Source organism: Blastococcus saxobsidens DD2 (assembly GCF_000284015.1).
Lineage (GTDB): Bacteria > Actinomycetota > Actinomycetes > Mycobacteriales > Geodermatophilaceae > Blastococcus > Blastococcus saxobsidens_A.
This window is the reverse complement of record NC_016943.1, coordinates 4,179,928-4,204,358: the sequence shown is the minus strand read 5'-3', so window position 1 is coordinate 4,204,358 and position 24,431 is coordinate 4,179,928. Positions and strand designations below refer to the sequence as shown.

The 24,431-nt window shown below is 70.4% G+C and carries 20 protein-coding genes, 4 tRNA genes and 2 pseudogenes; 23 read left to right on the top strand and 3 right to left on the bottom strand.

Features of this window, described 5'->3' with window-relative positions:
• Nucleotides 1-9 precede the first annotated feature (9 nt).
• From meaB to BLASA_RS19875, 9 genes and pseudogenes are all read left to right on the top strand, one after another.
• Nucleotides 10-1,047 (top strand): methylmalonyl Co-A mutase-associated GTPase MeaB, encoded by a 1,038-nt coding sequence (gene meaB / locus BLASA_RS19915; RefSeq protein WP_083878064.1) that lies wholly within the window; start codon nucleotides 10-12, stop codon nucleotides 1,045-1,047.
• Entirely contained in the window at nucleotides 1,044-2,021 is a 978-nt protein-coding gene (locus BLASA_RS23690) for an LLM class flavin-dependent oxidoreductase (protein ID WP_014378037.1), read from the top strand. Before meaB ends, BLASA_RS23690 begins: the two co-directional genes overlap by 4 nt.
• Before the next feature lie 92 nt (nucleotides 2,022-2,113).
• A complete protein-coding gene (gene dctP / locus BLASA_RS19905; protein WP_041775865.1) occupies nucleotides 2,114-3,145 on the top strand; it encodes a TRAP transporter substrate-binding protein DctP in 1,032 nt (343 codons plus the stop codon).
• A 2-nt stretch (nucleotides 3,146-3,147) separates the two neighbouring features.
• Nucleotides 3,148-3,708: a TRAP transporter small permease gene (locus BLASA_RS19900; protein ID WP_166486601.1), complete on the top strand. Its 561-nt coding sequence runs from the start codon at nucleotides 3,148-3,150 to the stop codon at nucleotides 3,706-3,708.
• Nucleotides 3,709-3,710: 2 nt separating this feature from the next.
• The gene (locus BLASA_RS19895; protein ID WP_051005077.1) at nucleotides 3,711-4,994 is read left to right on the top strand and encodes a TRAP transporter large permease; all 1,284 of its coding nucleotides are present in this window, start codon (nucleotides 3,711-3,713) and stop codon (nucleotides 4,992-4,994) included.
• A gap of 102 nt (nucleotides 4,995-5,096) precedes the next feature.
• Nucleotides 5,097-5,861, top strand: a complete 765-nt coding sequence (locus tag BLASA_RS19890; protein WP_041775864.1) for an IclR family transcriptional regulator — start codon at nucleotides 5,097-5,099, stop codon at nucleotides 5,859-5,861.
• 359 nt (nucleotides 5,862-6,220) lie between these two features.
• Nucleotides 6,221-6,385, top strand: a pseudogene (locus tag BLASA_RS24405) (transposase); the annotation flags it as partial.
• A 288-nt stretch (nucleotides 6,386-6,673) separates the two neighbouring features.
• The gene (locus tag BLASA_RS19880; protein WP_014378032.1) at nucleotides 6,674-10,357 is read left to right on the top strand and encodes a relaxase domain-containing protein; all 3,684 of its coding nucleotides are present in this window, start codon (nucleotides 6,674-6,676) and stop codon (nucleotides 10,355-10,357) included.
• Nucleotides 10,358-10,533: 176 nt separating this feature from the next.
• The gene (locus tag BLASA_RS19875) at nucleotides 10,534-11,652 is read left to right on the top strand and encodes a tyrosine-type recombinase/integrase (protein ID WP_014378031.1); all 1,119 of its coding nucleotides are present in this window, start codon (nucleotides 10,534-10,536) and stop codon (nucleotides 11,650-11,652) included.
• A 30-nt stretch (nucleotides 11,653-11,682) separates the two neighbouring features.
• On the opposite strand, the gene BLASA_RS19870 is transcribed toward BLASA_RS19875, so the two are convergent.
• Entirely contained in the window at nucleotides 11,683-12,174 is a 492-nt protein-coding gene (locus BLASA_RS19870; RefSeq protein ID WP_014378030.1) for a YajQ family cyclic di-GMP-binding protein, read from the bottom strand.
• Nucleotides 12,175-12,277: 103 nt separating this feature from the next.
• On the opposite strand from BLASA_RS19870, the gene BLASA_RS19865 reads away from it, so the two are divergent.
• A tRNA-Tyr gene (locus BLASA_RS19865) sits at nucleotides 12,278-12,359 on the top strand.
• Between the two features lie 58 nt (nucleotides 12,360-12,417).
• Here BLASA_RS19865 and BLASA_RS19860 read toward each other — a convergent pair.
• Nucleotides 12,418-12,849, bottom strand: a complete 432-nt coding sequence (locus tag BLASA_RS19860; protein ID WP_014378029.1) for a pilus assembly protein TadG-related protein — start codon at nucleotides 12,847-12,849, stop codon at nucleotides 12,418-12,420.
• Between the two features lie 679 nt (nucleotides 12,850-13,528).
• On the opposite strand from BLASA_RS19860, the gene BLASA_RS19855 reads away from it, so the two are divergent.
• From BLASA_RS19855 to BLASA_RS19825, 7 genes are all read left to right on the top strand, one after another.
• Nucleotides 13,529-16,069: a putative bifunctional diguanylate cyclase/phosphodiesterase gene (locus tag BLASA_RS19855; RefSeq protein ID WP_231839500.1), complete on the top strand. Its 2,541-nt coding sequence runs from the start codon at nucleotides 13,529-13,531 to the stop codon at nucleotides 16,067-16,069.
• 153 nt (nucleotides 16,070-16,222) lie between these two features.
• A tRNA-Thr gene (locus BLASA_RS19850) sits at nucleotides 16,223-16,295 on the top strand.
• Between the two features lie 56 nt (nucleotides 16,296-16,351).
• Nucleotides 16,352-16,425 (top strand) — tRNA-Met (locus BLASA_RS19845).
• Between the two features lie 106 nt (nucleotides 16,426-16,531).
• Entirely contained in the window at nucleotides 16,532-16,696 is a 165-nt protein-coding gene (rpmG, locus tag BLASA_RS19840) for a 50S ribosomal protein L33 (RefSeq protein WP_014378026.1), read from the top strand.
• 31 nt (nucleotides 16,697-16,727) lie between these two features.
• Nucleotides 16,728-17,183 carry an FAS1-like dehydratase domain-containing protein gene (locus tag BLASA_RS19835; protein WP_014378025.1) on the top strand — a complete coding sequence of 152 codons (456 nt, stop codon included), beginning with the start codon at nucleotides 16,728-16,730 and terminating at the stop codon, nucleotides 17,181-17,183.
• The gene (locus BLASA_RS19830) at nucleotides 17,180-17,602 is read left to right on the top strand and encodes a MaoC family dehydratase (RefSeq protein ID WP_014378024.1); all 423 of its coding nucleotides are present in this window, start codon (nucleotides 17,180-17,182) and stop codon (nucleotides 17,600-17,602) included. Before BLASA_RS19835 ends, BLASA_RS19830 begins: the two co-directional genes overlap by 4 nt.
• Nucleotides 17,599-19,032, top strand: coding sequence for a M1 family aminopeptidase (locus tag BLASA_RS19825; protein WP_014378023.1), 1,434 nt, complete (start codon nucleotides 17,599-17,601; stop codon nucleotides 19,030-19,032). Before BLASA_RS19830 ends, BLASA_RS19825 begins: the two co-directional genes overlap by 4 nt.
• 59 nt (nucleotides 19,033-19,091) lie before the next feature.
• Here the strand turns inward: BLASA_RS19825 and BLASA_RS19820 are convergent, their stop codons facing one another.
• Complete coding sequence (locus tag BLASA_RS19820) at nucleotides 19,092-20,345, bottom strand: pyridoxal phosphate-dependent aminotransferase (protein ID WP_014378022.1); 1,254 nt, start codon at nucleotides 20,343-20,345, stop codon at nucleotides 19,092-19,094.
• 217 nt (nucleotides 20,346-20,562) lie between these two features.
• Here BLASA_RS19820 and BLASA_RS19815 point away from each other — a divergent pair.
• The 6 genes and pseudogenes from BLASA_RS19815 to rplJ all read left to right on the top strand — a co-directional run.
• A tRNA-Trp gene (locus BLASA_RS19815) sits at nucleotides 20,563-20,638 on the top strand.
• A 69-nt stretch (nucleotides 20,639-20,707) separates the two neighbouring features.
• Nucleotides 20,708-21,250 carry a preprotein translocase subunit SecE gene (secE, locus tag BLASA_RS24400; RefSeq protein ID WP_014378020.1) on the top strand — a complete coding sequence of 181 codons (543 nt, stop codon included), beginning with the start codon at nucleotides 20,708-20,710 and terminating at the stop codon, nucleotides 21,248-21,250.
• Nucleotides 21,251-21,296: 46 nt separating this feature from the next.
• The gene (gene nusG / locus BLASA_RS19805; protein WP_014378019.1) at nucleotides 21,297-22,205 is read left to right on the top strand and encodes a transcription termination/antitermination protein NusG; all 909 of its coding nucleotides are present in this window, start codon (nucleotides 21,297-21,299) and stop codon (nucleotides 22,203-22,205) included.
• 53 nt (nucleotides 22,206-22,258) lie between these two features.
• Nucleotides 22,259-22,687, top strand: coding sequence for a 50S ribosomal protein L11 (gene rplK, locus BLASA_RS19800; RefSeq protein WP_014378018.1), 429 nt, complete (start codon nucleotides 22,259-22,261; stop codon nucleotides 22,685-22,687).
• 140 nt (nucleotides 22,688-22,827) lie between these two features.
• Nucleotides 22,828-23,547: a 50S ribosomal protein L1 gene (rplA, locus tag BLASA_RS19795; RefSeq protein WP_014378017.1), complete on the top strand. Its 720-nt coding sequence runs from the start codon at nucleotides 22,828-22,830 to the stop codon at nucleotides 23,545-23,547.
• Nucleotides 23,548-23,895: 348 nt separating this feature from the next.
• Nucleotides 23,896-24,420 (top strand): annotated as a pseudogene (gene rplJ / locus BLASA_RS19790) (50S ribosomal protein L10); the annotation flags it as partial.
• Between the last annotated feature and the right edge of the window lie 11 nt (nucleotides 24,421-24,431).

The window sequence follows — 24,431 nt, the reverse complement described above, 5'->3', positions numbered from 1 at the left end:
AGGGCTCCCGTGCCAGTGCTGACTCGTCCTGCGGACCTGCCAGGGGTGGTGTCACGCGCACGTGACGGCGATGTCCTGGCACTTTCCAGGCTGCTCTCCGTACTGGAGGACACCCCTGAACCGAGCGACTTCCTCGACCTCGTACCTGCCCTCCCGGAGGCGACCGTCACCATCGGTCTCACCGGTCCGCCCGGTGCCGGGAAGTCCACGCTCACCGCTGCGCTCGTCGAGTGCCGACGCGCGCGCTCGCGTCGCGTGGCCGTGCTCGCTGTGGACCCATCGTCCGCGGCAACGCAAGGCGCGGTCCTCGGTGACCGCATCCGCATGACACGGCTGTCCGAGGACGACGGCGTGTTCGTGCGCTCGCTGGCAGCCAGGGGTCACCTTGGCGGCCTCGCGATCCGTCTGCCGGCGGCCATCCGCGCCCTAGCGTGGGCAGGCTTCGACGAGATCATCGTCGAGACGGTGGGCGTGGGCCAGTCGGAGACCGCTATCGCGGATGTTGTCGACACCACCGTGGTCGTGCTCTCCCCAGGACAGGGCGACTCGGTGCAGGCGGCGAAAGCCGGAATCCTCGAGATCGCCGACATCTACGCCGTCAACAAGGCCGACCAATCCGGGGCCGACCGGGTCGTCCGCGACCTCCGGAGCACCATTCTCTTCGCGAGCGGCACCGGGCCCGGGGAATGGAGGCCGCCCGTCGTCCGGACGGTGGCCAGCGACTCCGACGTGGGCCGACTGGACGAACACCTGTCCGACCACTCCACGTGGCTGCGCGACCACGGAAGGCTGAGCGAGAGACGCGTCGCCTTCGTCCGCCGGGAGGTCCGCGGCATCGTCGAGGGCCGATTGAAGCAGAACCTCGACGCTGTACTCAGCGAGGCCGGCCTTCGATCGGTCGTCGAACGCGTCGCCGGTCATGAGACACCGCTTACCGACGCGCTCCGACTCGCGGAATCCAGCCTCGCCGTGGCTCTCGCCAGCGCGGCGCCCGCACCCCGGGCCGGAACCGGCACGCCCGGCGACGGTGGGGGCAGTAAGGCATGAGCGGCGACATGAAGTTCGGATTGGTCATCAACGGCGCGCCGGCAGGTGCCCGGACCGGAGCGGAGCATGTCGAAGCCGCCGTCCTGACCGCACGTGCCGCCCGCGACGCCGGGTTCGACCTCGTGGCCGTCGGACAGCACTTCCTGTCCCCTGAATACCGCTACCTCCAGCCGATCCCGCTGCTAAGCAGGCTTATCCCCGAAACCGGCGACATGTCATTGGCCACCGTGATCCTGCTGCTCCCGCTGCTCCACCCCGTGGAAGCTGCGGAGCAACTCGCCACCCTGGACGTACTCAGCGGAGGACGCCTTGTGGTCGGAGTCGGGTTGGGCTTCCGGGAACCTGAGTTCGCAGCCTTCGGCGTGGACAAGCGGGACCGGGCTGCACGCCAGACCGAGGCGCTGGAACTGATGGCAAAGTTGTGGAGCGGCCAGCCGTTCCGGCACCAGGGAACGTTCTTCCGGGTCGACTCCCCCGGCAGCGGGCTCGTCCCCGAGCAGAGTCCACGCCCGCCGATCTGGGTCGCCGCCATGAACGCGCGATCCTTCGCTCGCGCCGTGGAGGCCGGCTATGTGCCCTACATAGGACCGCGGCTACCCACAGCGGACCTCGCGGCCCTCACGTCCGCCGCCGCGCCCGGCAGTCAGATTGCGATCCGGCGCGAACTCTTCCTCGGGACCGAGGACGACGTGCTCGAGCGAGCCGCTGAGCACATGGGCGCCCGCTTCTCCCATCACGACCGCGGATGGGGCTTCGCAGCCGATGCCGGCGTCCAGGGTGCCGAATCGCTTGAGAGCTTCGCGATCGCGGGTCGACCGGATGCGTGCATCGAACAGCTCCAGGCCGTACGGGACGCCGCAGGCGGACGACCCCTCAAGGTGATCTTGCGCTGCAGCTGGCCGAGCCTGTCCCGAGACGAAGTCGTCGCCATGGTTCACGGATTCGGAAGAGAGGTGCTGCCCACCTTCCGGTAAGGCGTGGCGAACAAACGGTTCGATCAATCTCACGTGGAGGATTTGAAATGTCCCGAGGAAAAAGTACCCGTGCAGGCATCTGCTTGCTGGCAATGACGGTCGCCACCGCAGCGTGTGGGAGTGGCGATACCGATTCCGGCGAAGAGACGGCTGCTGCCGAAGAGGTCCAGATCCGAGTCGCCGACCAGTACTCGACCGAACACCCGATCGCGGTTGCGAGCATTCTCCCTTTCATGGAGGAGGTCGAGCGACAGTCCGACGGCAGGATCACTTTCGAGTACTTCGGCTCCAACGAGCTGGTTGAGGCGACGGACATCCCGTCCGCCATTCAGGACGGGATTGCCGACATGGGGAATCTCCTCTACATCGGGAGCGTCAACCCGCTGATGTACGTGGTGCAGCTTCCCGGTCTCTACGCGGACCCCGAGACAGGTGCGGCATCCGAGGCCCTCCTCGATTTCGTCACCGAGAACGAAAACGTGGCGGGGACTCTCGACGAGACGGGGATCCATCCGTTGATCTGCCTGACCACCACGAACTACCAGATCCTCACGAGCGGCCCCGTGAACTCGCCTCAGGACCTGCAGGGTCGGCAGCTGCGTGCCTCGGGCAACGTGCTGCCCTTGAGCATCGACGCACTCGGGGCAGTGCCAGTCAACCTCAGCATCAATGAGACGTACGAGGCCATCAACCGGGGGGTTGTGGATGGCGTCTCCATCTCGGTGCCGAGCGTGCGCGAGTACGCCTTCACCGAGGTTGCACCGAACGTGGTGGTTAACGTGAACCTGGGCGGCTTCCCCGTCTGCTATGGAATCTCGGAAGGAATCTGGGACGAGCTCTCCCCGGAGGATCAGGAATTGATGACCAGCGTGGGCCGGGAAATTTCTCGGTCAGCCGGTGAGGAACTCGCGGCGACAGTGGAGGAGCAGATCGCCGAGTGGGAGTCATCCGGCGTCACGGTGGTGACCTTTGATGAAGCTGAGCGGTCTGCCGCCGCCGACGCGCTGTCCAGCGTCGAGGAGCGGTGGATCGAGGACCTGGAGGAAAGTGGCATCGCCGACGCGGGTGATGCCGTGGAGCAGTGGAAGACCACCCTCGAAGAGGCGCTCGAGGGTGAACGGTAACCGTGCGGGCCGCCACGGATGAACCCGCGCGCACGGCAAGGGATGCAGGTACCCGACGGCGGCCGAGGATCCTGCCAGCCATACGCATGGTGGTGGACGGCCTCGCAACTGCATTGAAGTGGGTGGCCGTGGCGGTCTTGATCGTCGTGGCGATCGTCACGGTCATCGACATCGTGGCACGCCGGGCAGCGGGCCAGCCCCTGCCTGGCGTGCTCGAGTTCACCGAGGTCGTCGGGATGGTCGTCATCGTCTATGGAGGGCTTGCGACCGCCAACCACATCACGGTGGAAGAGTTGGTAGCGAAGCTGGGGAGAAGGTCTCAAGCAATAGTGCGAGCATTAACAAGCCTCGTCGTCGTGGGAACCTTCGCGATCGCAGCATGGGTCAGCTTCGGCGCGTTCGAGAGGTCCTATACCCGCGAAGAATATGCCACGGGACTTGTGTCGATCCCGCTATATCCATCGCGTCTCATCGTCGCGCTCGGATTCGCGGTGGCCGCGGCAAGGGTGCTCGTGACCGCCCTTGAGCGAATCCGCTTCTCGACCGGAGCTGAACAATGCTAACCGTGATCTTCTCGGTGATAGGGCTCCTCGCACTCATGGCCTTCGGCGTGCCCATCGGCGTGGCCTTGCTCATCGCCGGCCTCGCGGGTATAGCCGCCGGTTTCGGGCCGGACGTCGCGATGGGGTATCTGCAGACCAGTCCCTTCACTAACGTCGCGAGCTTCACCTTGATAGCGATCCCCTTGTTCCTGTTCATGGGCAACCTCGGTGAGCAGGGAGCCGTCTGGGGAAGGCTCTTCGACTTCGCTTACCGCTGGGTCGGTCGCTTCAGAGGCGGACTCGGGATGACGGCCATTCTTGCTGGCACGGTCTTCGCCGCGGTATCCGGGTCATCTGCGGCTTCGGCGGCCACGCTCGGCAAAATTCTGGTGCCGGAGGCAGATAAGTACGGGTACGACAAGCGGTCCATCGTCGCTACAGTCGCGGCCTCCGGGACCTTGGCCATCATGATCCCGCCGAGCATCACGCTGATCGTCTTCGGCGTGCTGACGGAGACATCGGTCGCACGACTATTCGCTGCGGGCGTGGTACCGGGCCTGTTGGGCGCGCTGGCCTACATCGTGACGGTATTTGTCATGGCTCGCAGGCACCCCGAGGCCATGCCCGCAGGAGCAGCCTTCGGTACCAGAGACAAGATAACGAGCACGTGGAAAGCCTCGCCCATCCTGAGCGTGGTCGCCGTCGTTCTCGGAGGCATCTACCTGGGTTGGTTCACGCCGACGGAGGCCGCCGCAATCGGCGTGGTCGGCATCACTGCCGTCTCGGTCAGCCTGGGCGGGCTGCGTACGCGGGGAGGAGTCAAGGCCGCCGAGGAGGCCGTCAAGGCCACCGCCATGATTCTCTTGATCGTGGTGGGCGCCACCATTTTCTCCCGCCTCGTGGCGATCAATCGGATACCAGGCCAGATCACGAGCGCACTTGAGGAGACCGCTATTCCAGGCCTCCTGATAATTATCGGCCTGGTCCTGGTATACGTGCTGCTCGGCCAGTTCCTCGAGCCTCTCAGCATGATGGTGCTCACGCTCCCGGTGGCATTCCCCCTTGTCATGAGCTTGGGATATGAGTCCGCGTGGTTCGCTATTCTCTTCGTCCAGGTTGCGGAGCTAGGGATGATCACCCCGCCGGTAGGAATGAACGTATACGTGTTGACATCGGTGACCGACGTGAAAGTCACCGAGGCCTTCAGGGCGTGTATCCCCTTCTATATCGCAAATGGCGTTCTGCTGACGATCCTGGTAGCCTTCCCGGCGGTCGCCACCTGGCTCCCGGACCTTTTGGGCGTATGACTGAACCGCTGCGGCTGCCCGTCCGGTCTGAGACGATACCGGGATCTTCGAGCGACGTAGCGACTGGAGGCCCTGGCCATGAGCAGCGGCGAACGACCTCGCTTGGTCGAACGGACCATCGATGTGCTCTTGGCTTTGGCCGACGGCCCGTCGTCGTTCGGGGTGATGTCGCAGCGGACGGAACTGTCGAAAGCTACGCTCCACCGCATCCTCGGGGCGCTGTCTCATCAACAGTTCGTCGTTCAAGACCCGGTCGACGGGAAATACATGCTCGGCGCCGGGTGCTACCGGCTCATGACTTCCCTGACACTCGGTCGGGGCGGTATAGGCACGATCAGTCGCCCCGGGCTTGAGCGCCTGCAGGCTCTCTGCGGTGAGACAATTGTGGTACACGTCCGAGCGGGTAGAGACCGCATCTGTGTCGAGGAGCTGGCTAGCCCCCACCCGCTGCGGTACGTCAACGGTGTCGGCTTGGCCGCTCCACTCCATGTCGGCTCAGCAGGGAAAGTCCTGCTTGCCTGGCTCGACGAGTACACACTGGAGCAGATCCTGCCCGTGGATCTTCCTCGCCTGACCGAGCAGACCGTCGTCGACCGTGCGACTCTGCGCGAGGAGCTCAAGCTTGCCCGTCAGCAGGGTTGGGCTCAGAGCGCCGGCGAAAGAGTCGTCGGGGCGGCGGCCATCTCGGCGCCCGTCTTCGGCGCGAACTCCGAAGTCGTCGCCTCGGTGAGCATTCTCGGACCATCTGCTCGGCTGACCGATGAACGGCTCCACGACCTCAAGGACCCGCTACTCAACACTGCACAATGGATAAGTCGGCAGATTCAGGCGATCGACGCGGGAGCGGGCCCTACTGAGGCGATCTGAGGGACTCGCGCTGTCGAGCCTCGGGAGGGTGGTGCCCTGCTCAGAGAGGGGGTGTCCGGGTGCCCAAAGCATCGGGTGATCGGCCGGCTGCTGCGTCACATCGCCGCCGGGTCGGCGCCGGCCTGCCGGTGCCCGTCGCGGATCACCGCGGGAGTCTTGCCCCAGGAGTGGAACCCGGCCCGGGGCGGCCCGTCCGCGCTGGTCGTCTCTGCCACGCCGGTGCCGGACCGCTGATGGCTGTCGGGGAGGACTTCACCGCGGGAGTCGCGGGCCACCGGCTCGTCGGCGCCCTCGGTCTCGAAGTAGGTGCTGGTCGTGTTGAAGAACAGCGGGTCGACATCATATCCGTCTTCCCTCTCAGGTTCGAAGAGCCGGTATTCGTCGTCACCGGCGTCACCAACGCCCGAACCGAGGCCGCGAACACCACGATCAAGCAGATCAAGCGGACCGGCCGCGGCTACCGGAATGCAGGCAACTACCGCGCTCGTATCCTGCTCGCCAGCGCCGCTCGGACGGCAGCGTGAAGATTCACCTCAGCGGGACCGTTCACCAGGAACCGTGAAGAGCCGTATTGGAAAGGTCGAGCGCCAGCTCGAAACGATCAACTGCCCTCAAAACTTCCGACAGTTCATTCGCCCGTGATCAGCTACCCCGTTAATATCAATCCTTGCCGTCGCCCACCATCTCTTTACTCAGGAACTGCACGCATGCTACCTTCGGAGGGGGGTCGGGCCCCGCTTTGCGGGGCCCATCGCCGTTTCTAGGGGTGACTTGCTGGTCATTGTTGGGTGGCGCTGAGAATGCATGGCGGGATGAAGATCTACGCCGGCGCGCCGGCGGCTGCCCGGCAGTACGTGGAGGCCGACCGGGGCCGGGCGGATGACTACTACCTCACCGAGGGCGCCGGCGTCGCCCGCCGGTTCAGCGTCACCGAGGGGCGGGTGACCGAGCTGGCGCCGCTGACCGGCGACGCCTACGAGACGTGGGTGGTCGGCTGCGATCCGGGCACCGGCGAGCCGCGGGGGCAGCTGCGCGGCGACGGGCATGCGGTGCGGTTCGTCGAGGTGGTGGTCAACGGCCCGAAGACCTGGTCGCTGGCGGCCGCGCTGCATCCGGACATCGCGACTGCGTATGACGCGGCCCAGGCCCGGGCGGCCGGGCAGATCATCGGCTGGCTGGGGCAGCACGCCACCACCCGGGTCGGTCCGCGCGGTGGGCAGGTGCAGGTGCCGGTCGAGGTGGCCGAGGCGGTGACGGTGGCGCACTACACGTCGCGGGCCGGGGATCCGCACCGCCATCTGCACCTGCAGATCAACGCCCGGGTGTTCGCGGCCGGGAAATGGCGCGGCCTGCACACCGTCGGCGTCCGCGATTCTCTCGCCGCAATCAACGGTATTGGGCACGCCGCGGTCGCCTGCGACCCGCAATTCCGGGCCGCACTCGCCGCCCACGGATATGCATTGAATGCCGGTGGGGAGATACGGCAGCTTGCGAATTTTGTGGGCGCCTTCAGCGCACGGGCCGCGCAGATCGCCCGGAACATCGACACCTACGAACGAGACTGGGCCGCGGCACATCCCGGGGAATCCCCCGGCTCGGCGTTGCGCCGTTCCTGGGACGCACGAGCGTGGGCAGCGGGCCGCCCGGACAAGGTGTTGCCGCAGCCGGGGGAGGACCTCACGGCACGGTGGCTGGCCGAGCTGGTCGCCCTGGGCTACCGCGACCGGAACGTTCCCACCGGCCTGACACCTACCCCGGTCGGCAGCCTGGACCGGGAACAGGTGGCCGACCGGGTGCTGGCCCGGCTGGCCGCCGCTCGGTCGGCGTGGAACGCCGCCGACGTGCGCGGGGAGGTCGAACAGCTGCTCGCCGCCGCCGGCATCGTCACCGACCCGGCGGTGCGCATGGAGCTCGCCGAGGACCTCACCGCCCGCGCGATGGGCCGGTGCGTGCCGCTGCTGGACCGCCACAGCCCTGTCGGTGGGCTGCCCGAGCACATCCGGGTCTGGACCTCCGCGCCGGTGCTCGCCGTCGAGGCCGACCTCACCGCCCGCCTCGCCTCCCGCGCCACCGAGCGGCCGGCCGGCGTCCCGGACACCGACCCGATCCCGCCGGTCGACGTCACAGCCGGTGCCACCCGGCTGGATGCCGGGCAGGCCGCGGCGGTCGCCGCGCTCGCCGGCCGCCGGCGCCTGGTCGTGATCGAGGGCGCGGCCGGCGCCGGCAAGACCACCACGCTGGCCGCCACCCGGACCCTGCTCGCCGAGCAGGGTCGCCGGCTGATGGTCGTCACCCCGACGCTGAAGGCGGCCAAAGTGGCCGCGGCGGAGGTCGGCGCGGTCGCCGGGTCGGCGGCCCGGCTGGCCTTCGAGCACGGCTGGCGCTGGAACGACGACGGCGCGTGGACCCGCCTCGCCGTCGGCCATCCCGACCCGGTCACCGGCCGCGCCTACGATGGGCCCACTGACCGGGCGCGGCTGCGGGCCGGCGACCTCCTCGTCGTGGACGAGGCGGGCATGCTGGACCAGGACACCGCCCGAGCCCTCCTGACGATCGCCGACGAGTGCCAGGTGCACCTCGCCCTGCTCGGTGACCGGCACCAGCTCGCGGCGGTCGGCCGCGGTGGCGTCCTGGACCTCGCCGCGGCCCAGGTCGACCCGACCGAGCACCTGACCCTGGTCGGGGTGCACCGCTTCACCCGCACCGACGCCACCGGCCGCACCGCACCGGACACCGACTACGCCGACCTGACCCTGGACATGCGGGCCGGCACGAACCCCGGGACGGTGTTCGACGCGCTCCTGGCCCGCAAGCAGATACGGCTGCACCCCGACCCCGAGGCGCTGCGGGAGGCGCTCGCCGCCGACGCGGCCGACGGCTACACCGCGGGCGAGCGCGTGGCCGTGGTGGTCGCCACACGCGAGCAGGCCGCCGCCCTCAACGCCGCCATCCGCGACCGCCTGGTCACCGACGGCCGGGTCGACGACCGACACGTCGTGGTCACCGGGGCCGGGGAGCGGATCGGCGTCGGCGACCAGATCGCCACCCGCCGCAACAACCGCCACCTGCAGGTCGCCAACCGCGACGTGTGGACAGTCACCGGCGTCGACCGAGACGGCGGGCTGCTCGTCACCCCCGCCGGCACCCCGCATGTCACCCCCACCGGCGGCCTGTTCGCCGCTGTCACCCCCGCCGTCACCCCCGCCGTCACCCCGGCCGGGACAGGGGCGCGGGTGCTGCCCGCCGACTACGTCACCGCGCACGTGGAACTGGCCTACGCAACCACCGCGCACGGCGCGCAAGGCGACACCGTGACAGCCGCGCACCTGGTCGTCGGCGAGGAGACCGGAGCCGCTGCCGCCTACGTGGGGATGACCCGCGGCCGTACCGCCAACACCGCCCACCTCGTCGCGACCGAGACCGCCGAGGCGCGGGAGCAGTGGCTCGCGGTCTTCGCCCGCGACCGCGCCGATCTCGGCCCCGCGCACGCCGCCCGGCTGGCCGCCACCGAGGCCACCCGGTACGCCACGCCCCGACCGCTGGAGCAGGCGCTCGCCGACCTGCACTCTGCGTGGACGGCCGAGCAGCGCTGCCTGGATCGGCCCGCCCACGACCTGCCGCGCCGGGACGCGCTGCGCGAGATCGTCGCGCTCGAGTCCGCCCACGCCGACCGGGCCGCCGCGCTGACAGATGCATATCGGCAGACGGGAATCGACGCCCGCCACGCCACGGCGGGGGTCGACGCCAGCGGCGCGGAAGTCACCGCCGAGACCGACCGAATCCGCGACACGCTGCTCGACAGCTGGGACACCGGGCGTGACGCCGCCCGCGACGCCGCGCAGGTCGTGCTCGACGGCCCCGGCCCGCTCCAACTTCGGCGGGCGGCGGTGAACCGGGCCGGCAAGCAGCTCACCGACTGGGCGGACGCCTGGCGGCCCTACCTGCCCGCGATGCCCACAGAACCGCAGCAGATCGCGCGGCTGGCTGACCGGTCCGACGACCGACCGCGGCTGTGGACCGCCTTCGACTCCTACGCCCGCCACCACGCCGAACGTGCCCACCCGGAGCACGCTCAGTTGCGTGCGGTCGCAGCCACCGCCCAGGAGGCCCACCGGCACGCCGGGGCCGCGGTAGCCGACGCCCGCCGTGCGCATGAGGACCGGCTCGCCCGCTTCGGATCTCTCGCCTGGACCCTCGACCCGGCGGAGCGACTGGCCGACACCGACCGACGCATCGCCGCTTCCCACACAGAACTGGCCGCCGTCCGCGCTCGCATCGCGCGCCTGACGGTCGAGCCGGCTCTCCTCACCCAGCCGGCCGACCGCCTTGCCCACGAACGGGACACCTGGCGCGCACACCAGGACGCCGACCCGAACCCACACCGATCGGCCGCGCCGCTGCTGACTGCCCCCGAACCGGGTGTCCGCCTCCCGCGGCCCGAGGACCACACGCCGCTCACGCGGCGCACTGCCGCTGGTCCAGGCATAGGACGATGAAGGTCTACCCGCGGCGCCCTGCCAGGGACGCGGAGGTATGCGCGTGCCCGGCAGGCGCGAGCGGAAGCCGGACAGCAAGGCTGTGCTCGGGGTGACAGCTTTCCAGTCAGTAGCAAAGCCCAAACTGCGGTGGGCGGCGAGGCCCCGAGAACTCACGGAGATGGAGGCGATCAACGGTGGCGTCGATCGCGAAGAGGCCTGACGGGACCTTTCGGCCGCGGTACCGGGACGAGAACGGCAAGGAGCACGCCCGGCACTTCAAGCGGAAGGTCGATGCTCAGCGGTGGCTGGACGAGGTCACCGCGGCGATGGTCACTGGCGACTATGTCGACCCCGCCGCGGGGAAGATCACTTTCAAGGCCTGGTTCGCGCAGTGGTCCGGCCGGCAGGTGTGGGAGCGCGGGACGACACTTGCCGCTCGGCAGGCGGCCGACTCGGTGACCTTCGCCGACGTGCCGATGCGTCAGATCCGTCCCTCCCACGTGCAGCAGTGGGTCAAGGCCATGTCGCAACCGGCACGTGGCCGGAAGGCCGGGCTCGCGGCCAGCACCATCCGGACCCGCTACAACTACGTCCACATGGCGATGCGGGCCGCGGTCGTCGACCGCATCATCAAGTCGGACCCATCGGCCGGCGTGCCGCTGCCACGAGCGCGCAGGGCGTCAGCGTCGATGACCATCCCCGCTGTAGACGAAGTGGGGCGCGCGCTCAGCGCCGCACCGGAGTGGTTCCAGCCGTTCATCGCTGTGTGCGCCTTCGCCGGGCTGCGGCTGGGGGAGACGGCTGGACTGCGGTTGGAGGACGTTGACTTCCTACGCAGGACGATTTCCGTTCGCCGCCAGCTGCAGGGTGAGAACAGCGCGACGACCCAGCCGGTAGCGCCCAAGTTCGGGTCCGAGCGAGTGGTCTACGCCCCAGCCGAGCTGATGGCGCTTCTGGCGAAACACGCAGAGCGACCAGGTGTCCAGCGAGAGGACTGGCTGTTCACGAACGCCGGACAACCTCTGAACCGCAACTCCGCGGGGCACCAGTGGCGGCAGGTCCGCAAGGCCTCCGGGCTCGACGGGTACACACTGCATGACCTGAGGCACTTCTATGCCAGCGGGCTCATCGCCTCCGGATGCGACGTGGTGACCGTTCAGCGAGCGCTCGGGCACTCGTCGGCGACGATCACCCTCGGCGTCTACTCGCACCTGTGGCCCACAGCCGAGGACCGCACGCGCGCCGCAGCGGGCGACCTCATGGCCGCCGCGCTGGGCGCGTCTGCGGACTCCCTGCGGACCGGGAGGCCATAGTGAGCCTCTGACCTGCAGGTATATGGCTGGTCAGCGATAGTTGTCGAACTGCAGGGCGACGTCGAGGTCCGCGCCGCGCAGCAGCTGCTGCACCGCCTGCAGGTCGTCGCGCTTCTTCCCGCTCACCCGGAGCTGGTCGCCCTGGATCTGCGCCTGGACTCCCTTGGGGCCCTCGTCACGGATCAGCTTGGCGATCTTCTTCGCGGTGTCGGACTCGATGCCCTGCTTGATCTTCGCGCCGATCTTGTAGCTCTTCCCCGAGGCCTGCGGCTCGCCGGCGTCCAGGACCTTGAGCGAGATGCCGCGCTTGACCAGCTTCTCCTTGAACACCTCGAGCGCGGCCGCGACCCGCTCCTCGGTGTCCGCCTGGAGGGTCACGCCCTCCTCGCCGGCCCAGGCGATGGTGGCGTTGGTGCCGCGGAAGTCGAAGCGCTGCGAGAGCTCCTTGGCCGCCTGGTTGAGGGCGTTGTCGACCTCCTGCCGGTCGACCTTGCTCACGACGTCGAAGGATGCGTCGGCCATGTCTGTCCTCTCCTGCCGGACGGTCCCGGCGCGCCGGTCGCGTCGCCGGGGACCCGTCACCCGTGGATCCGTCCTCTTGTTACTCTCTCCCGGTACCGAACACGGCGGGTTGCCCGAGTGGCCAATGGGAGCGGACTGTAAATCCGTCGGCTTAGCCTACGAAGGTTCGAATCCTTCACCCGCCACGCCTGGTGCGACGGCCCCCGACCTGCGGTCGGGGGCCGTCGCCGTTCCCGGTGCGGATCAGGGCAGCGTGGGTGCCCGCGCGCTGGAGACGGCGGTGCGCTCGAGTGGCTGGCCGCCCACGAACAGCCAGCCGAACGCGATCTCGACGTGCCGGGTGCAGCGCACGGTCACCTCGGCGCCGTCGGTCTCGGCGGACCAGCTGTCCAGCCGGGTCCCGCCGTCGGCGAGCTGGTCGGCGACCGCTGCCTGGGCCGCCGCGCGGGTGAGGGGTAGCTCGGTGCCGACGCCCCGGGAGTAGACGACCGCCTCGTCGGCCTGGTTCGCGGCGGCCAGCGCGGCGCTGTCGCAGACCGACTGCACCTCCTGCTGTTCCAGGAAGGCGTCGGACGCCGCGATCCCGCCGAAGGCCATGAGGGCGGCGACCAGCCAGCAGACCAGGACGAACGGCAGCGTCGAACCGCGTTCACGATCGTCCAGGGCGGGGCGCATGCCGGGACCGTAAGCACAGCCCGCCGGTCGTCCACCACCTGTGGACACGATCTGTGGACAGTGTGGACAGCGGTTCACCCGACCCGGCGGTGCACGGGGCCGCCTGTGGACGGCGACCGCGCCGGTCGGTCTCCGGCCTCCCGACGCTCGCGGCAAGGGTCGGAGGTCGCCGGGTTCTCGCGACACGGCCCGGGGTGACTGATGGTGTGATCAGAGTTGCACTTGGTCACGACTCGGCGACTGTGACGGCGCGTCATCGTGCCGGTGCTTGCCGCGACCCGTGACGGGAAGGAATGTCTCCCGCGCGGTCCGTATTCGACGACGCTCTGCCCCCGCGCGTGGATGGCTGCCGCTACAGCCAATCAGTCGTGCTCAGAGGGAGTCGCCATGAACAGCAGCATGCAGCGTGACGCACAGTCGGCCCGGGGCGTGAAGTGGGGTCGCGGTGTGAAGTGGGGCCGCGGTGTGAAGTGGGGTCGCAGCACCTCGTGACCACGCTCGACGACGGTCGAGCCACCGGGGCAGCCACTCACAGGAGTGGCTGCCCCGACTCATGTCCGAGGCTCGTCGTGCCGATGGCATGTGCGGACGGGTCCTTTCTCCGAGGTCCGAAGAGGTCGCGGTGACCGAGGTCGCTGTTAGCCTTCGCCCGCCCATCGATCCGGGGAGTCCAGTGCAGGTGCCCGAGCAGGACGTGCGCGAGCCTGCGCGCCCACCGGTGACGACCCGTAGCCCCTGGGGCGTCGCCGTGCTCGCGCTGGCGCTCGCGGTGCCGCTGGGTGTGGCGGTCGTCGAGCGCGGCCCGCTCTCCGTGGACGTGCCGGTGCTGCTCGCGGTGTTCCTGACCGCGGTGGTCGCGGAGTGGGTGAACGTCCACATCGAGTTCCGGCATCAGAGCTTCGTGAACTCGGCCAGCGAGCTGGTGTTCGTCATCGCGCTGCTGGAGATCGGCGGTGTGTGGACCGCGGTCACGCGTGCCGCGGCGGTCGGTGTCGTGCTCGGCATCCAGCGGTTCTCGCGGGCCAAGCTGGTCTTCAACGTGGCCGTCGCGATCATCGACACCGCCGTGGCCGTCTTCGTGCTCGGACTGCTGCCGGTCGGCGACGTGACCGACCCCTGGACGTGGGTCTCGTGCCTGGTGGCGGTGTTCGCGGCGAACGCCGTCGCCGCTGTGATGGTGGCCGGGGCCATCGTCATGACGCAGGGCTACTCCGGGCGCGCGCTGTGGACCAGCCTGCTCGTCCCCGTGGTCGTCGTCTCGCCGGTCGCCGTGCTGATCGGCCTGGCGATCCTGCTCCTCCTGCACGCGGCCCCGTGGTCGTGGGTGATCATCGCCCCGCTCGCCGTGGCTCTCGTCCTGCTCTACCGGCGGTTCGCGGCGGTCACCCGTGAGGGCAACTCGCTCCAGCAGGTCTACGAGTTCGCCCGCCGGGTGGAGGAGGTGCGGCCCGACGAGGCCGGCACCCGCCAGATCGTGCAGGCCGTGCGAGAGCTGCTCAACGCCGAGCGCGTGGCCCTGTGGCTGCCGCCCTACCTGGACGAAGGCCCGCGGCTCGTCGTCGCCACCGAGAGCGGTGCCCACTGGTACGACGGGCCAGGGGATCCCGACGACCCGCTGCGCCGCCGGGCGGTCCTCTCCACCGACGGGGTCATCCAGGTCTGCGCCGCCCGAGCCGACGAGTCCGAGGTCGCGGCACTGGCCCGCCGCGGCGTCTCCGACGTGCTGGGTGCACCGGTGACCACGGCGGCCGGTGAACCCGGGTATCTGGAGGTCTGCGACCGCCGCAGCGACCTGGTCACCTTCGGCACCAGCGAGCGCGGTGCGCTGGACTCGATGCTCACCCACGTCAACGCCGCGATCCGGCAGCAGCAGCTGCTCACCCGGATCCGCTTCGACGCCGACCACGACCGGCTGACCGGCCTGCCCAACCGGCAGCGGCTGGCCGCCGAGATCGACCAGCTGCTCTCCGCCGACCCGGCCGATGCCCGTGCCGGGCTGATCCTCGCCTCCCTCGGCACCTACGCCGACGTCACCGACACCCTGGGTCACGCGGCCAGTGACGAGCTGCTGCTGGTCACCGCCGGGCTGCTGCGCGAGCACGCTCCGCCGCGCGCCCTGCTCGCACGGATGGAGCGCGAGCAGTTCGCCGTGCTGCTGCCGGGCCTCTCCCTGGACGAGACCGAGCGGGCCGCGCGGCGGCTGCGCGAGGCCGCCGCCACGCGGGTCCGGGTCGCCGGCCTGGACCTCGAGGTCTCGCTGACCATCGGCGTCGTCGCCGCACCGGTGCACGGCACCCATGCCGGTGCCCTCATGCAGCGGGCGGACGTCGCCCTGCTCGCCGCCGGCGACTCCGGCGGGGTGGCCAGCTACCACCCGGTCATGGACCAGCAGAGCCTGCGCCGCCTCCAGCTGGGCACCGAGCTGGAGCAGGCCATGGCCGACGGTCAGATCGGGGTGGTCTTCCAGCCGGTCATCGACGCCCAGAGCTCCGACATCGTGTCGGTGGAGACGCTGGTCCGCTGGACGCATCCGCGGTACGGCGCCGTGCCGCCGGAGGACGTGATCGGTCTCGCGGAGCAGATCGGCCGGATCGGGGCCCTCACCGACCACGTCCTGGACCTCGCGCTGGCCCGCTGCCGCCGCTGGCTGGACCAGGGGATCGCGCTCTCGGTCGCGGTGAACGTCTCGGCCCGCTCGCTGGCCGATCCCGACCTCGTCGACCGCGTGCGCTCGGCCCTGGAGCGCCACCGCGTCCCGGGCGAGCTGCTCGTGCTGGAGCTCACCGAGAGCAGCGTCGTCGACGACCAGGTGCGCGAGAGCTCGGTCCTGGAGCACCTCCACGACCTCGGCCTGCGGTTGTCGATGGACGACTTCGGCACCGGCTACTCGTCGCTGTCCCAGCTGCGGCAGCTGCCGATCGACGAAGTGAAGATCGACAAGTCCTTCGTGCTCACCATGGCGACCAGTCAGGGGGAGTCCTTCATCGCCCGCTCGATCATCGAGCTGGCGCACAACCTCGGGCTGTGCGTGGTCGCCGAGGGTGTCGAGGACGAGATGACGCGCAACCAGCTGACGGCCATGGGTTGCGACAAGCTGCAGGGCTTCCTGATCAGCCGGCCGCTGCCCGAGGACCGGCTGGACAAGTGGCTGCTGGCGCGTACGGGCGTCCGATCAGCCGCACCCGGGGCCATCCACCGCCGGCTGTTCGTCCGGACCTGACGAAGGACCGGCGTCCTCCTCGCCCTTCGCAGGCTCGGGGTGAGCCGCTGGACGGGGCCGACCGAGGCGGCTGTTACAGTCGTCGCGCACGGTCCGGAGGGGTCCGCCGGTCGCCACGAGCGGCTTGGTAGAGTTTTCTCTGCTTCCGAGCACGCCCCTTTAGCTCAGTCGGCAGAGCGTCTCCATGGTAAGGAGAAGGTCTACGGTTCGATTCCGTAAAGGGGCTCTGGCAGTAAGCTGACCGGCCGGTCCTGTCGCGAGACCGGGCCGCACGGTCGTCCCGGCGGTGTAGCTCAGCCTGGTAGAGCAAGCGGCTCATAATCGCTGTGTCACCGGTTCAAGTCCGGTCACCGCTACTCCCGACGGACCCGGCAGTTCCGGGTCCGTCATCGTGTCGGCACCTGCCGGCGCGGCACCAGGTCCCGGTTCCGGGGCCTGTCCGACAAGGCTAGGAGCGCTCCTGTGGCAGCCACCGACGTCCGTCCGAAGATCACCCTGGCCTGCCAGGAGTGCAAGAACCGGAACTACATCACCCGCAAGAACCGGCGGAACGACCCCGACCGGCTCGAGCTGAAGAAGTACTGCCCGCGCGAGCGCAAGCACACGCTGCACCGCGAGACCCGCTGACGGTCGACGGCTGCTGAGCGAGGGCGGGAGCATGACGCTGGACCGGGAACTGGTCGGGCGCAGCTACCCGCCCTCTGCCGTCTACGAGGTCGGCCGCGCGAAGATCGCCGAGTTCGCCGCCGCGGTCGGCGCGGACGACCCGGTGCACCGCGACCCGGCGGCCGCCCACGCCGCGGGCCACCCCGACGTGGTGGCGCCGCCCACGTTCGCCATCGTGGTCAGCCTGGAGGCGGCCTTCGTGGTGCTCGGCGATCCCGAGGTGGGGCTCGACTACAGCCGGGTGGTGCACGGCGAGCAGAAGTTCACCCACCACCGCCCGATCCGGGCCGGCGACCGGCTGGTCGCCACCACGACCATCGACGCCGCGCGGAGCGTGGCCGGCAACGACCTGCTGACCGCCCGGGTGGAGCTGGCCACCGAGGACGGCGAGGCCGTGTGCACGGCCGTCTCGATGCTCGTCGCCCGCGGCGGAGGGGATGTCCCGTGACCGAGCGTCCGTCCGACGTCGCCGTCGGCACCGAACTGCCCGCGTTCGTCACCCGGCTCACCCGCGCGGACCTCGTCCGGTACGCGGGCGCCTCCGGTGACTTCAACCCGATCCACTGGAGCGACCGGGTGGCGACCTCCGTCGGCCTGCCGGGCGTCATCGCCCACGGCATGCTCACCATGGGCGTCGCCGCCCGGGCGGTCACCACCTGGACCGGCGACCCGACCGCCCTGCTCGAGTACCACGTCCGATTCGGCCGCCCGGTCGTCGTCCCCGACGACGACCAGGGCGCCGAGGTGACGGTGCGCGGCAAGGTCGGGGCACTGCTCGACGACGGGCGGGCCCGCGTGGACCTGACCGTCACGACCGAGGGGGAGAAGGTGCTCTCCCTGGCGCGCGCGATCGTCCGCCTGCAGTGACCGCACGGGCGCGCGGGCTCTCCGCGGCCGCCGTCCTGCTGGTGCTGCTGCCCGGGTGCACCTCCTTCGCCGACGGCCTCGCCGCCGATCGGGCGGCGGCCCCGTCGACCGGGCGGCCGGACCCGGAGCCGGCGTGTCCGGCCGAGCGGGCGGAGCCCGACCCGGACCGGCCGCGCATCGCCCTGGACCTGCGGCTCGAGGACGACCTGAGCACGGTCACCGGCACGGAGGCGGTGACCTTCACTCCGGACCGCCCGACCGACGAGCTGGTGTTCCGGCTGGTGCCCAACCAGCCCGGGTCCGCCGCGGCCGGTCACCGCCTCGTCGTGGACGACGTGCGGGGCGCCGACGTGGCCGGGAGCCGCTACGAGCTGGCGGGGGCGACCGAGCCCGGTGGGTTGTACGTCGTGGACCTCGAGGACGAGTTGGCCGCGGGGCAGTCCACCGAGGTGGAGCTGGACTTCACGCTGACCCTCGGGGCGGGATCGTTCGAGCGGTTCGGCACCGACACCGGCGTGAGCTGGTGGGCCAGCGGGGCGCCCCTGCTGGCCTGGGAACCGGGGGTCGGCTGGGCGCGGGACCCGTTCGTGGGGCTGTCCGGGGAGACCACCACGAGCCCCGCCGCCGACACGACCGTCCAGGTGTCGGCGCCCGCGGCGCTCACCGTGCTGATGACGGGCGCCCAGGAGCCGCCGTCGAAACCCCGGGACGGTCGTCGGACGTGGCGGTCGTCGGAACCGGTGGCCCGGGACGTCGCCGTCGCGGTGGGGGAGTTCGGCAGCGCCGAATGGGCGACGCCCGGCGGTGTCCACGTGCGCGTCGGCACGCTGCCGGGTGCCGAGCTCGAGCCCGCGGCGCTGCTCGAGCACACGACGGACGCCATCACCCAGCTGGAGGGGTTCCTCGGCCCGTTCCCCTACGACACGCTCACCGTCGCCCTGCTGCCCGACCACGGCGGCGGGATCGAGTACCCCAGCCTGATCCTCCAGGCCACCCCGTCGCGCGAGGTCCTCGTGCACGAGGTGGCGCACATGTGGTTCTACGGGATGGTCGGCAACTCGCAGTTCCGCGACCCCTGGCTGGACGAGGCGTTCGCCACCTACGCCGAAGCCGTGGTGAACCCGTCGTCCGCGCGGCGCCTGGGGTTCGCCACCGGCCTGCACGGCGACGTGGGGGCGGCGATGGACCGGTTCCCCACCCAGCAGCAGTACGTCGCCCGGGTCTACGGCAAGGGCGGGGCCACCCTGCTCGCTGCGCGGGAGGCCGCCGGGGCCGATGCCTTCGACGAGGCACTGCGCTGCTACGTCGACGCGGCGGCGTGGCGCATCGCGACCCCGGAGGACGTCGGAACGGCGCTGGCGGAGCTGCCCGCGGCGGTCGACGTCCTCGTCCGGGCCGGAGCGCTGGACGAGGACGACCTCCCTGGGTGACGGTCCCGTCCCGAGGTTCGCGCCGAGCGTGCGAGGCGTGCGGAGGACGGGGTCCTTCTTCAGCCCGCCTGGCCCAGCAGCCGCTGCATGCGGCTGACACCCTCGACGAGGTCGTCGTCCCCCAGCGCGTAGGACATCCGGACGTACCCGGGGGTGCCGAACGCCTCACCGGGGACGACGGCGACCTCGGCCTGCTCCAGGATCAGCTCGGCCAGCTCCGCGCTGGTCTCCGCGGTGCGGCCGCCGATGGGCCGGCCGAGCAGGCCCTTCACCGACGGGTAGACGTAGAAGGCGCCCTGCGGCTCGGGGCAGGCCACGCCGGGGATCTCGCGGAGCATCGACACGATGGTCTGCCGGCGCCGGTCGAAGGCCTCCCGCATGGTGGCCGCAGCCGAGAGGTCGCCGGCCAGCGCGGCCACCGCGGCTGCCTGCGAGACGTTCGCGACGTTCGACGTCGCGTGCGACTGCAGGTTGGTCGCGGCCTTCACCACGTCGGCCGGGCCGATCATCCAGCCCACCCGCCAGCCGGTCATCGCGTAGGTCTTGGCGACCCCGTTCACCACCACGCAGCGCTCGGCCAGCTCGGGCACGAGCACCGGCATCGACGGGGCGGTGACCCCGCCGTAGGTGAGGTGCTCGTAGATCTCGTCGGTGAGCACCCACAGCCCGTGCTCCACGGCCCAGCGGCCGATCTCCTCGACCTGCTCGGCCGGGTACACCGCCCCCGTCGGGTTCGACGGCGAGCAGAAGAGCAGCACCTTGGTGCGCGGCGTGCGTGCCGCCTCCAGCTGGGCGGCCGAGACCAGGTAGCCGCTCTGCTCGTCCGCCACGACGGGAACGGGGACACCGCCGGCCAGCTGGATCGCCTCGGGGTAGGTCGTCCAGTAGGGCGCGGGCAGGAGCACCTCGTCGCCCGGGTCGAGCATGGTGGCCAGCGCCTCGTAGACGGCCTGCTTGCCCCCGTTGGTCACCAGTACCTGCCCGGCCGTCACCTGCAGGCCGGAGTCCCGCGCCGTCTTGGCGACGATGGCCTCCTTGAGGGCCGGCAGGCCACCCGCGGGGGTGTACCGGTGCATCGCCGGCGTGCGGGCAGCGGCGATCGCCGCCTCCACGATGTAGTCGGGCGTCGGGAAGTCCGGCTCGCCGGCCCCGAACCCGATCACCGGCTTGCCGGCCGCCTTGAGCGCCTTCGCCTTCGCGTCGACCGCGAGCGTCGCGGACTCGGCGATCGCGCCGACGCGGCGGGAGATCCGCCGCTCGGTGGGTGACGGCTCGGTCGGGTGGGCGGACTCCGGGGCGGAGGCGGCGGTCATGGGCCCATCGTGTCAAAGACCCATCGCCGGCGGGGGTGCGCCCGGCACGTAGCCACCCTGGAGGAGCCGGTCGGCGGGACGTTCGCTGCCCGCCCCGCCGGTCCCGTACACTGGCTGCACCGGGGCAGTTGACCCCGCCACCGGCGTGCCCCGGATCCTGCTCGCGGAATCCGGCGTTGCCGTGGCGGTCGGCCGTTCCGGGGCCCCGCCAGGGCAGAGGGGTGTAGCTCAATTGGCAGAGCAGCGGTCTCCAAAACCGCAGGCTGCAGGTTCAAGTCCTGTCACCCCTGCCAGCAGGACACGGCACCAACGACCGACGGCCCTCGCGGGAGAGGCCACCACGACGAGGCGAGCGAGGCCCAGTGAGCGACGAGAAGCCGGACCGCGAGGACGACGTCCGCGCCTCCGACGCCGACCTCACCGACGAGCAGCTCGACGCTGAGACGCCGGGCGTCGACGATGCCGCCGCGCTCGAGGCCGCGGAGGACGACGTGGCCGGCGAGGCCGAGTCCGACGAGGACAAGGTCGTCGCGGGCCGTGCGGGCGACCAGCACGGCCGCCGCCGGGGACGGATCACCGCCGGCGCCGACGACGACGAGGACGACGAGCCGGTGGCCGGCACCCGCCGCGCCGCCCGCCAGGCGGCCGGCCCCGCCCGCGACGGCAGCGGAACGCGGTCGCGGGCCGCGGCGCAGCGGGCGCGGGCCGAGGAGATGCGGCCCCGGCGGTCGCTCATGCGGTTCCTGCGCGAGGTCGTCGCCGAACTGCGCAAGGTGATCTGGCCGGGTCGCCGCGAGCTGATCACCTACACCACCGTGGTCATCGTGTTCGTGGCTTTCATCGTCGCGCTCGTGGCCGGCCTGGACCTGCTCTTCGCACAAGGCGTGATCGCCGTCTTCGGCTGACCCGTTCGTCCGCGCCTGAACGCCCCCTGACAAGGAAGAGACCTCTGTGACCGACCCCCGCGAGCCCTTCGAGACCGACACCGCGGTCGAAGGCATCGATCTGGACGACGCCCGCTTCGAGGCGCGCGGCACCGCCGACGTCGAGACCGGTGCCGGTGAGACCGGCGCCGCCGAGGGGTCCCGCGACACCGCCGACCTCGCCGCCGGCCCCCTGGTCGAGGACGGCGAGGCCGCCGACGTCGCCCCCGAGATCGAGAGCGGGAACCCTGACACCCTCGTGACCGATCCGCTGGCGGCTGCGGCCCCCGACTCCGACCTGACGGTGGAGGAGGAGGACGAGGACCCGGCCGAGGCGATGAAGAAGGCGCTGCGGATCGCCCCGGGCGACTGGTACGTCGTGCACTCCTACGCGGGCTACGAGAACAAGGTGAAGACCAACCTCGAGGCGCGCATCCAGTCGCTGGACGTCGAGGACTACATCTACCAGATCGAGGTGCCCACCGAGGAGGTCACCGAGATCAAGAACGGCAAGCGCTCGCAGGTCAACCGCAAGGTGCTGCCGGGCTACCTGCTGGTCCGCATGGAGCTCAACGACGAGTCGTGGGGCGCGGTCCGCAACACCCCCGGCGTCACCGGCTTCGTGGGCGCCACCTCCAAGCCGTCGCCCCTGACCCTCGACGAGGTCGTCAAGATCCTCGTGCCGGCGACCACGCCGCAGGCGCCCCGGGCCACCGAGGCCGCCGCCGCGACCGGTGGCGGTGCGGCAGCCACGCCGGCCCCCGTCGTCGACTTCGAGGTCGGCGAGTCGGTCACCGTCATGGACGGCCCGTTCGCGACGTTGCCCGCCACCATCAACGAGATCAACGCCGAGCAGCAGAAGCTGCAGGTGCTGGTCTCCATCTTCGGCCGCGAGACGCCCGTCGAGCTGTCGTTCAACCAGGTCAGCAAGATCTGAGCGCTCGACGGCGTTCCGAGCACCAGCTGATCCACCACGGATAGAAGGAAGTCATGCCCCCCAGGAAGCGGTTGACCGCGGTCATCAAGCTCCAGATCAAGGCCGGCGCGGCCACCCCCGCGCCGCCCGTGGGTCCGGCGCTCGGCCAGCACGGCGTCAACATCATGGAGTTCTGCAAGGCCTACAATGCGGCGACCGAGTCGCAGCGCGGCGACGTCGTCCCGGTCGAGATCTCGGTCTTCGAGGACCGGTCGTTCACCTTCGTCACCAAGACCCCGCCGGCTGCGCGCATGCTGCTCAAGGCCGCCGGTGTCGAGAAGGGTTCGGGCGAGCCGCACAAGACCAAGGTCGCCGCGGTCACCCGGGATCAGGTCCGCGAGATCGCCCAGACCAAGATGGTCGACCTCAACGCCAACTCGCTCGAGCAGGCCGAGAAGATCATCGCCGGCACCGCCCGGTCGATGGGCATCACCGTCAAGTAGGAGAACCCCTCTGCCCCCACCGTTGGCACGCTCACGGCGGGGCCCTGCAGAGGGGCCGTTCCAGCACGTCACGAGTGGGAGGGCCGTCGCCGGCCCGCGCACCACACGACCGGGGCACCCGCATCCGGAGAGGACAGATCATGGCGAAGCACGGCAAGAAGTTCCGCGCCGCGGCCGAGAAGGTCGACCGCGACAACCTGTACAGCCCGCTCCAGGCCGCCTCGCTGGCCAAGGAGACGTCGACGACCGCCTACGACGCCACCGTCGAGGTGGCCATGCGCTTGGGCGTCGACCCGCGCAAGGCCGACCAGATGGTCCGCGGCACGGTCAACCTGCCCCACGGCACCGGCAAGACCGCCCGCGTCATCGTCTTCGCGACCGGTGACAAGGCCGCCGAGGCCGAGGCCGCCGGTGCCGACGTCGTCGGCACCGACGACCTGATCGAGCGCATCCAGGGCGGCTTCCTGGATTTCGACGCCGCGATCGCGACGCCGGACCAGATGGCCAAGGTCGGCCGGATCGCGCGCATCCTCGGCCCCCGTGGCCTGATGCCGAACCCGAAGACCGGCACCGTGACCCCCGACGTCACCAAGGCCGTCAACGACATCAAGGGCGGAAAGATCAACTTCCGCGTCGACAAGCAGGCGAACCTGCACCTGGTCATCGGCAAGGCGTCGTTCGACGAGGCCAAGCTGGTCGAGAACTACGCCGCGGCCCTCGACGAGGTGCTCCGCGCCAAGCCGTCGTCGGCCAAGGGCCGCTACCTCAAGAAGGTCACCATCTCCACCACCATGGGCCCCGGCATCCCGGTCGACCCGAACCGCACCCGCAACCTGACGGCGGACGAGCCGACCGCCTGATGATCAGGTGACCTGGTCGTTCCGGGTCCTGGCTCACCGCCGACAGTGAGCCAGGACCCCGCCAGGTGAGCCAGGACGGCCCCGCTGCGCACCCGCGCGGCGGGGCCGTCGGCGTATGGCGTATCGTTGCCGCTGTTCCCCCCAAGACCGTTGGTCGTCGCACGTCCGCGTGCGATCGAAGGTCCCGGAGATCCGGGCGACCCGCGCAGGAGGACGGTTCGATCGACGGGCGCGTGCGCCCGTCCCTCGCCCCGTGCGCCCTGCGCCGGGGCGTTCTCGTCTCCCGGGCCGTTGATCGCCCGCAGTCGTGCAACGGCCGGTGGTCGCCCGACAGACGAGAGGAGGCCCATGCCCACGCAGGCGAAGGCCGCGGTGATCGACGAGATCACCGAGCGGTTCCAGAACTCGAGTGCGGCGGTGCTCACCGAGTACCGCGGGCTGACCGTGGCGCAGCTGACCCAGCTGCGCCGTTCCCTCGGTGAGGGCAGCAGCTACGCCGTCGTCAAGAACACCCTGACGAAGCGGGCGGCGGACTCGATCGGTTTCTCCGATCTCGCCCCGCTGCTCACCGGCCCCACGGCGATCGCCTTCATCGAGGGTGACCCGGTGAACGCCGCCAAGGCCATCCGTGACTTCGCGCGCGCCAACCCGCTGCTCGTCGTCAAGGGCGGCGTGGTGGAGGGCCGCACGGTCGACGCCGCCGAGGTCACCCGCCTCGCCGACGTCGAGAGCCGTGAGGTGCTCCTGGCCAAGCTGGCCGGCGCCATGAAGGGCAACCTGACCAAGGCCGCCGGGCTCTTCCAGGCCCCGCTGTCGCAGGTCGCCCGCCTGGCCGCCGCACTGCAGGAGAAGAAGGCCGCCGACGCACCGGCTGCCGAGGCTCC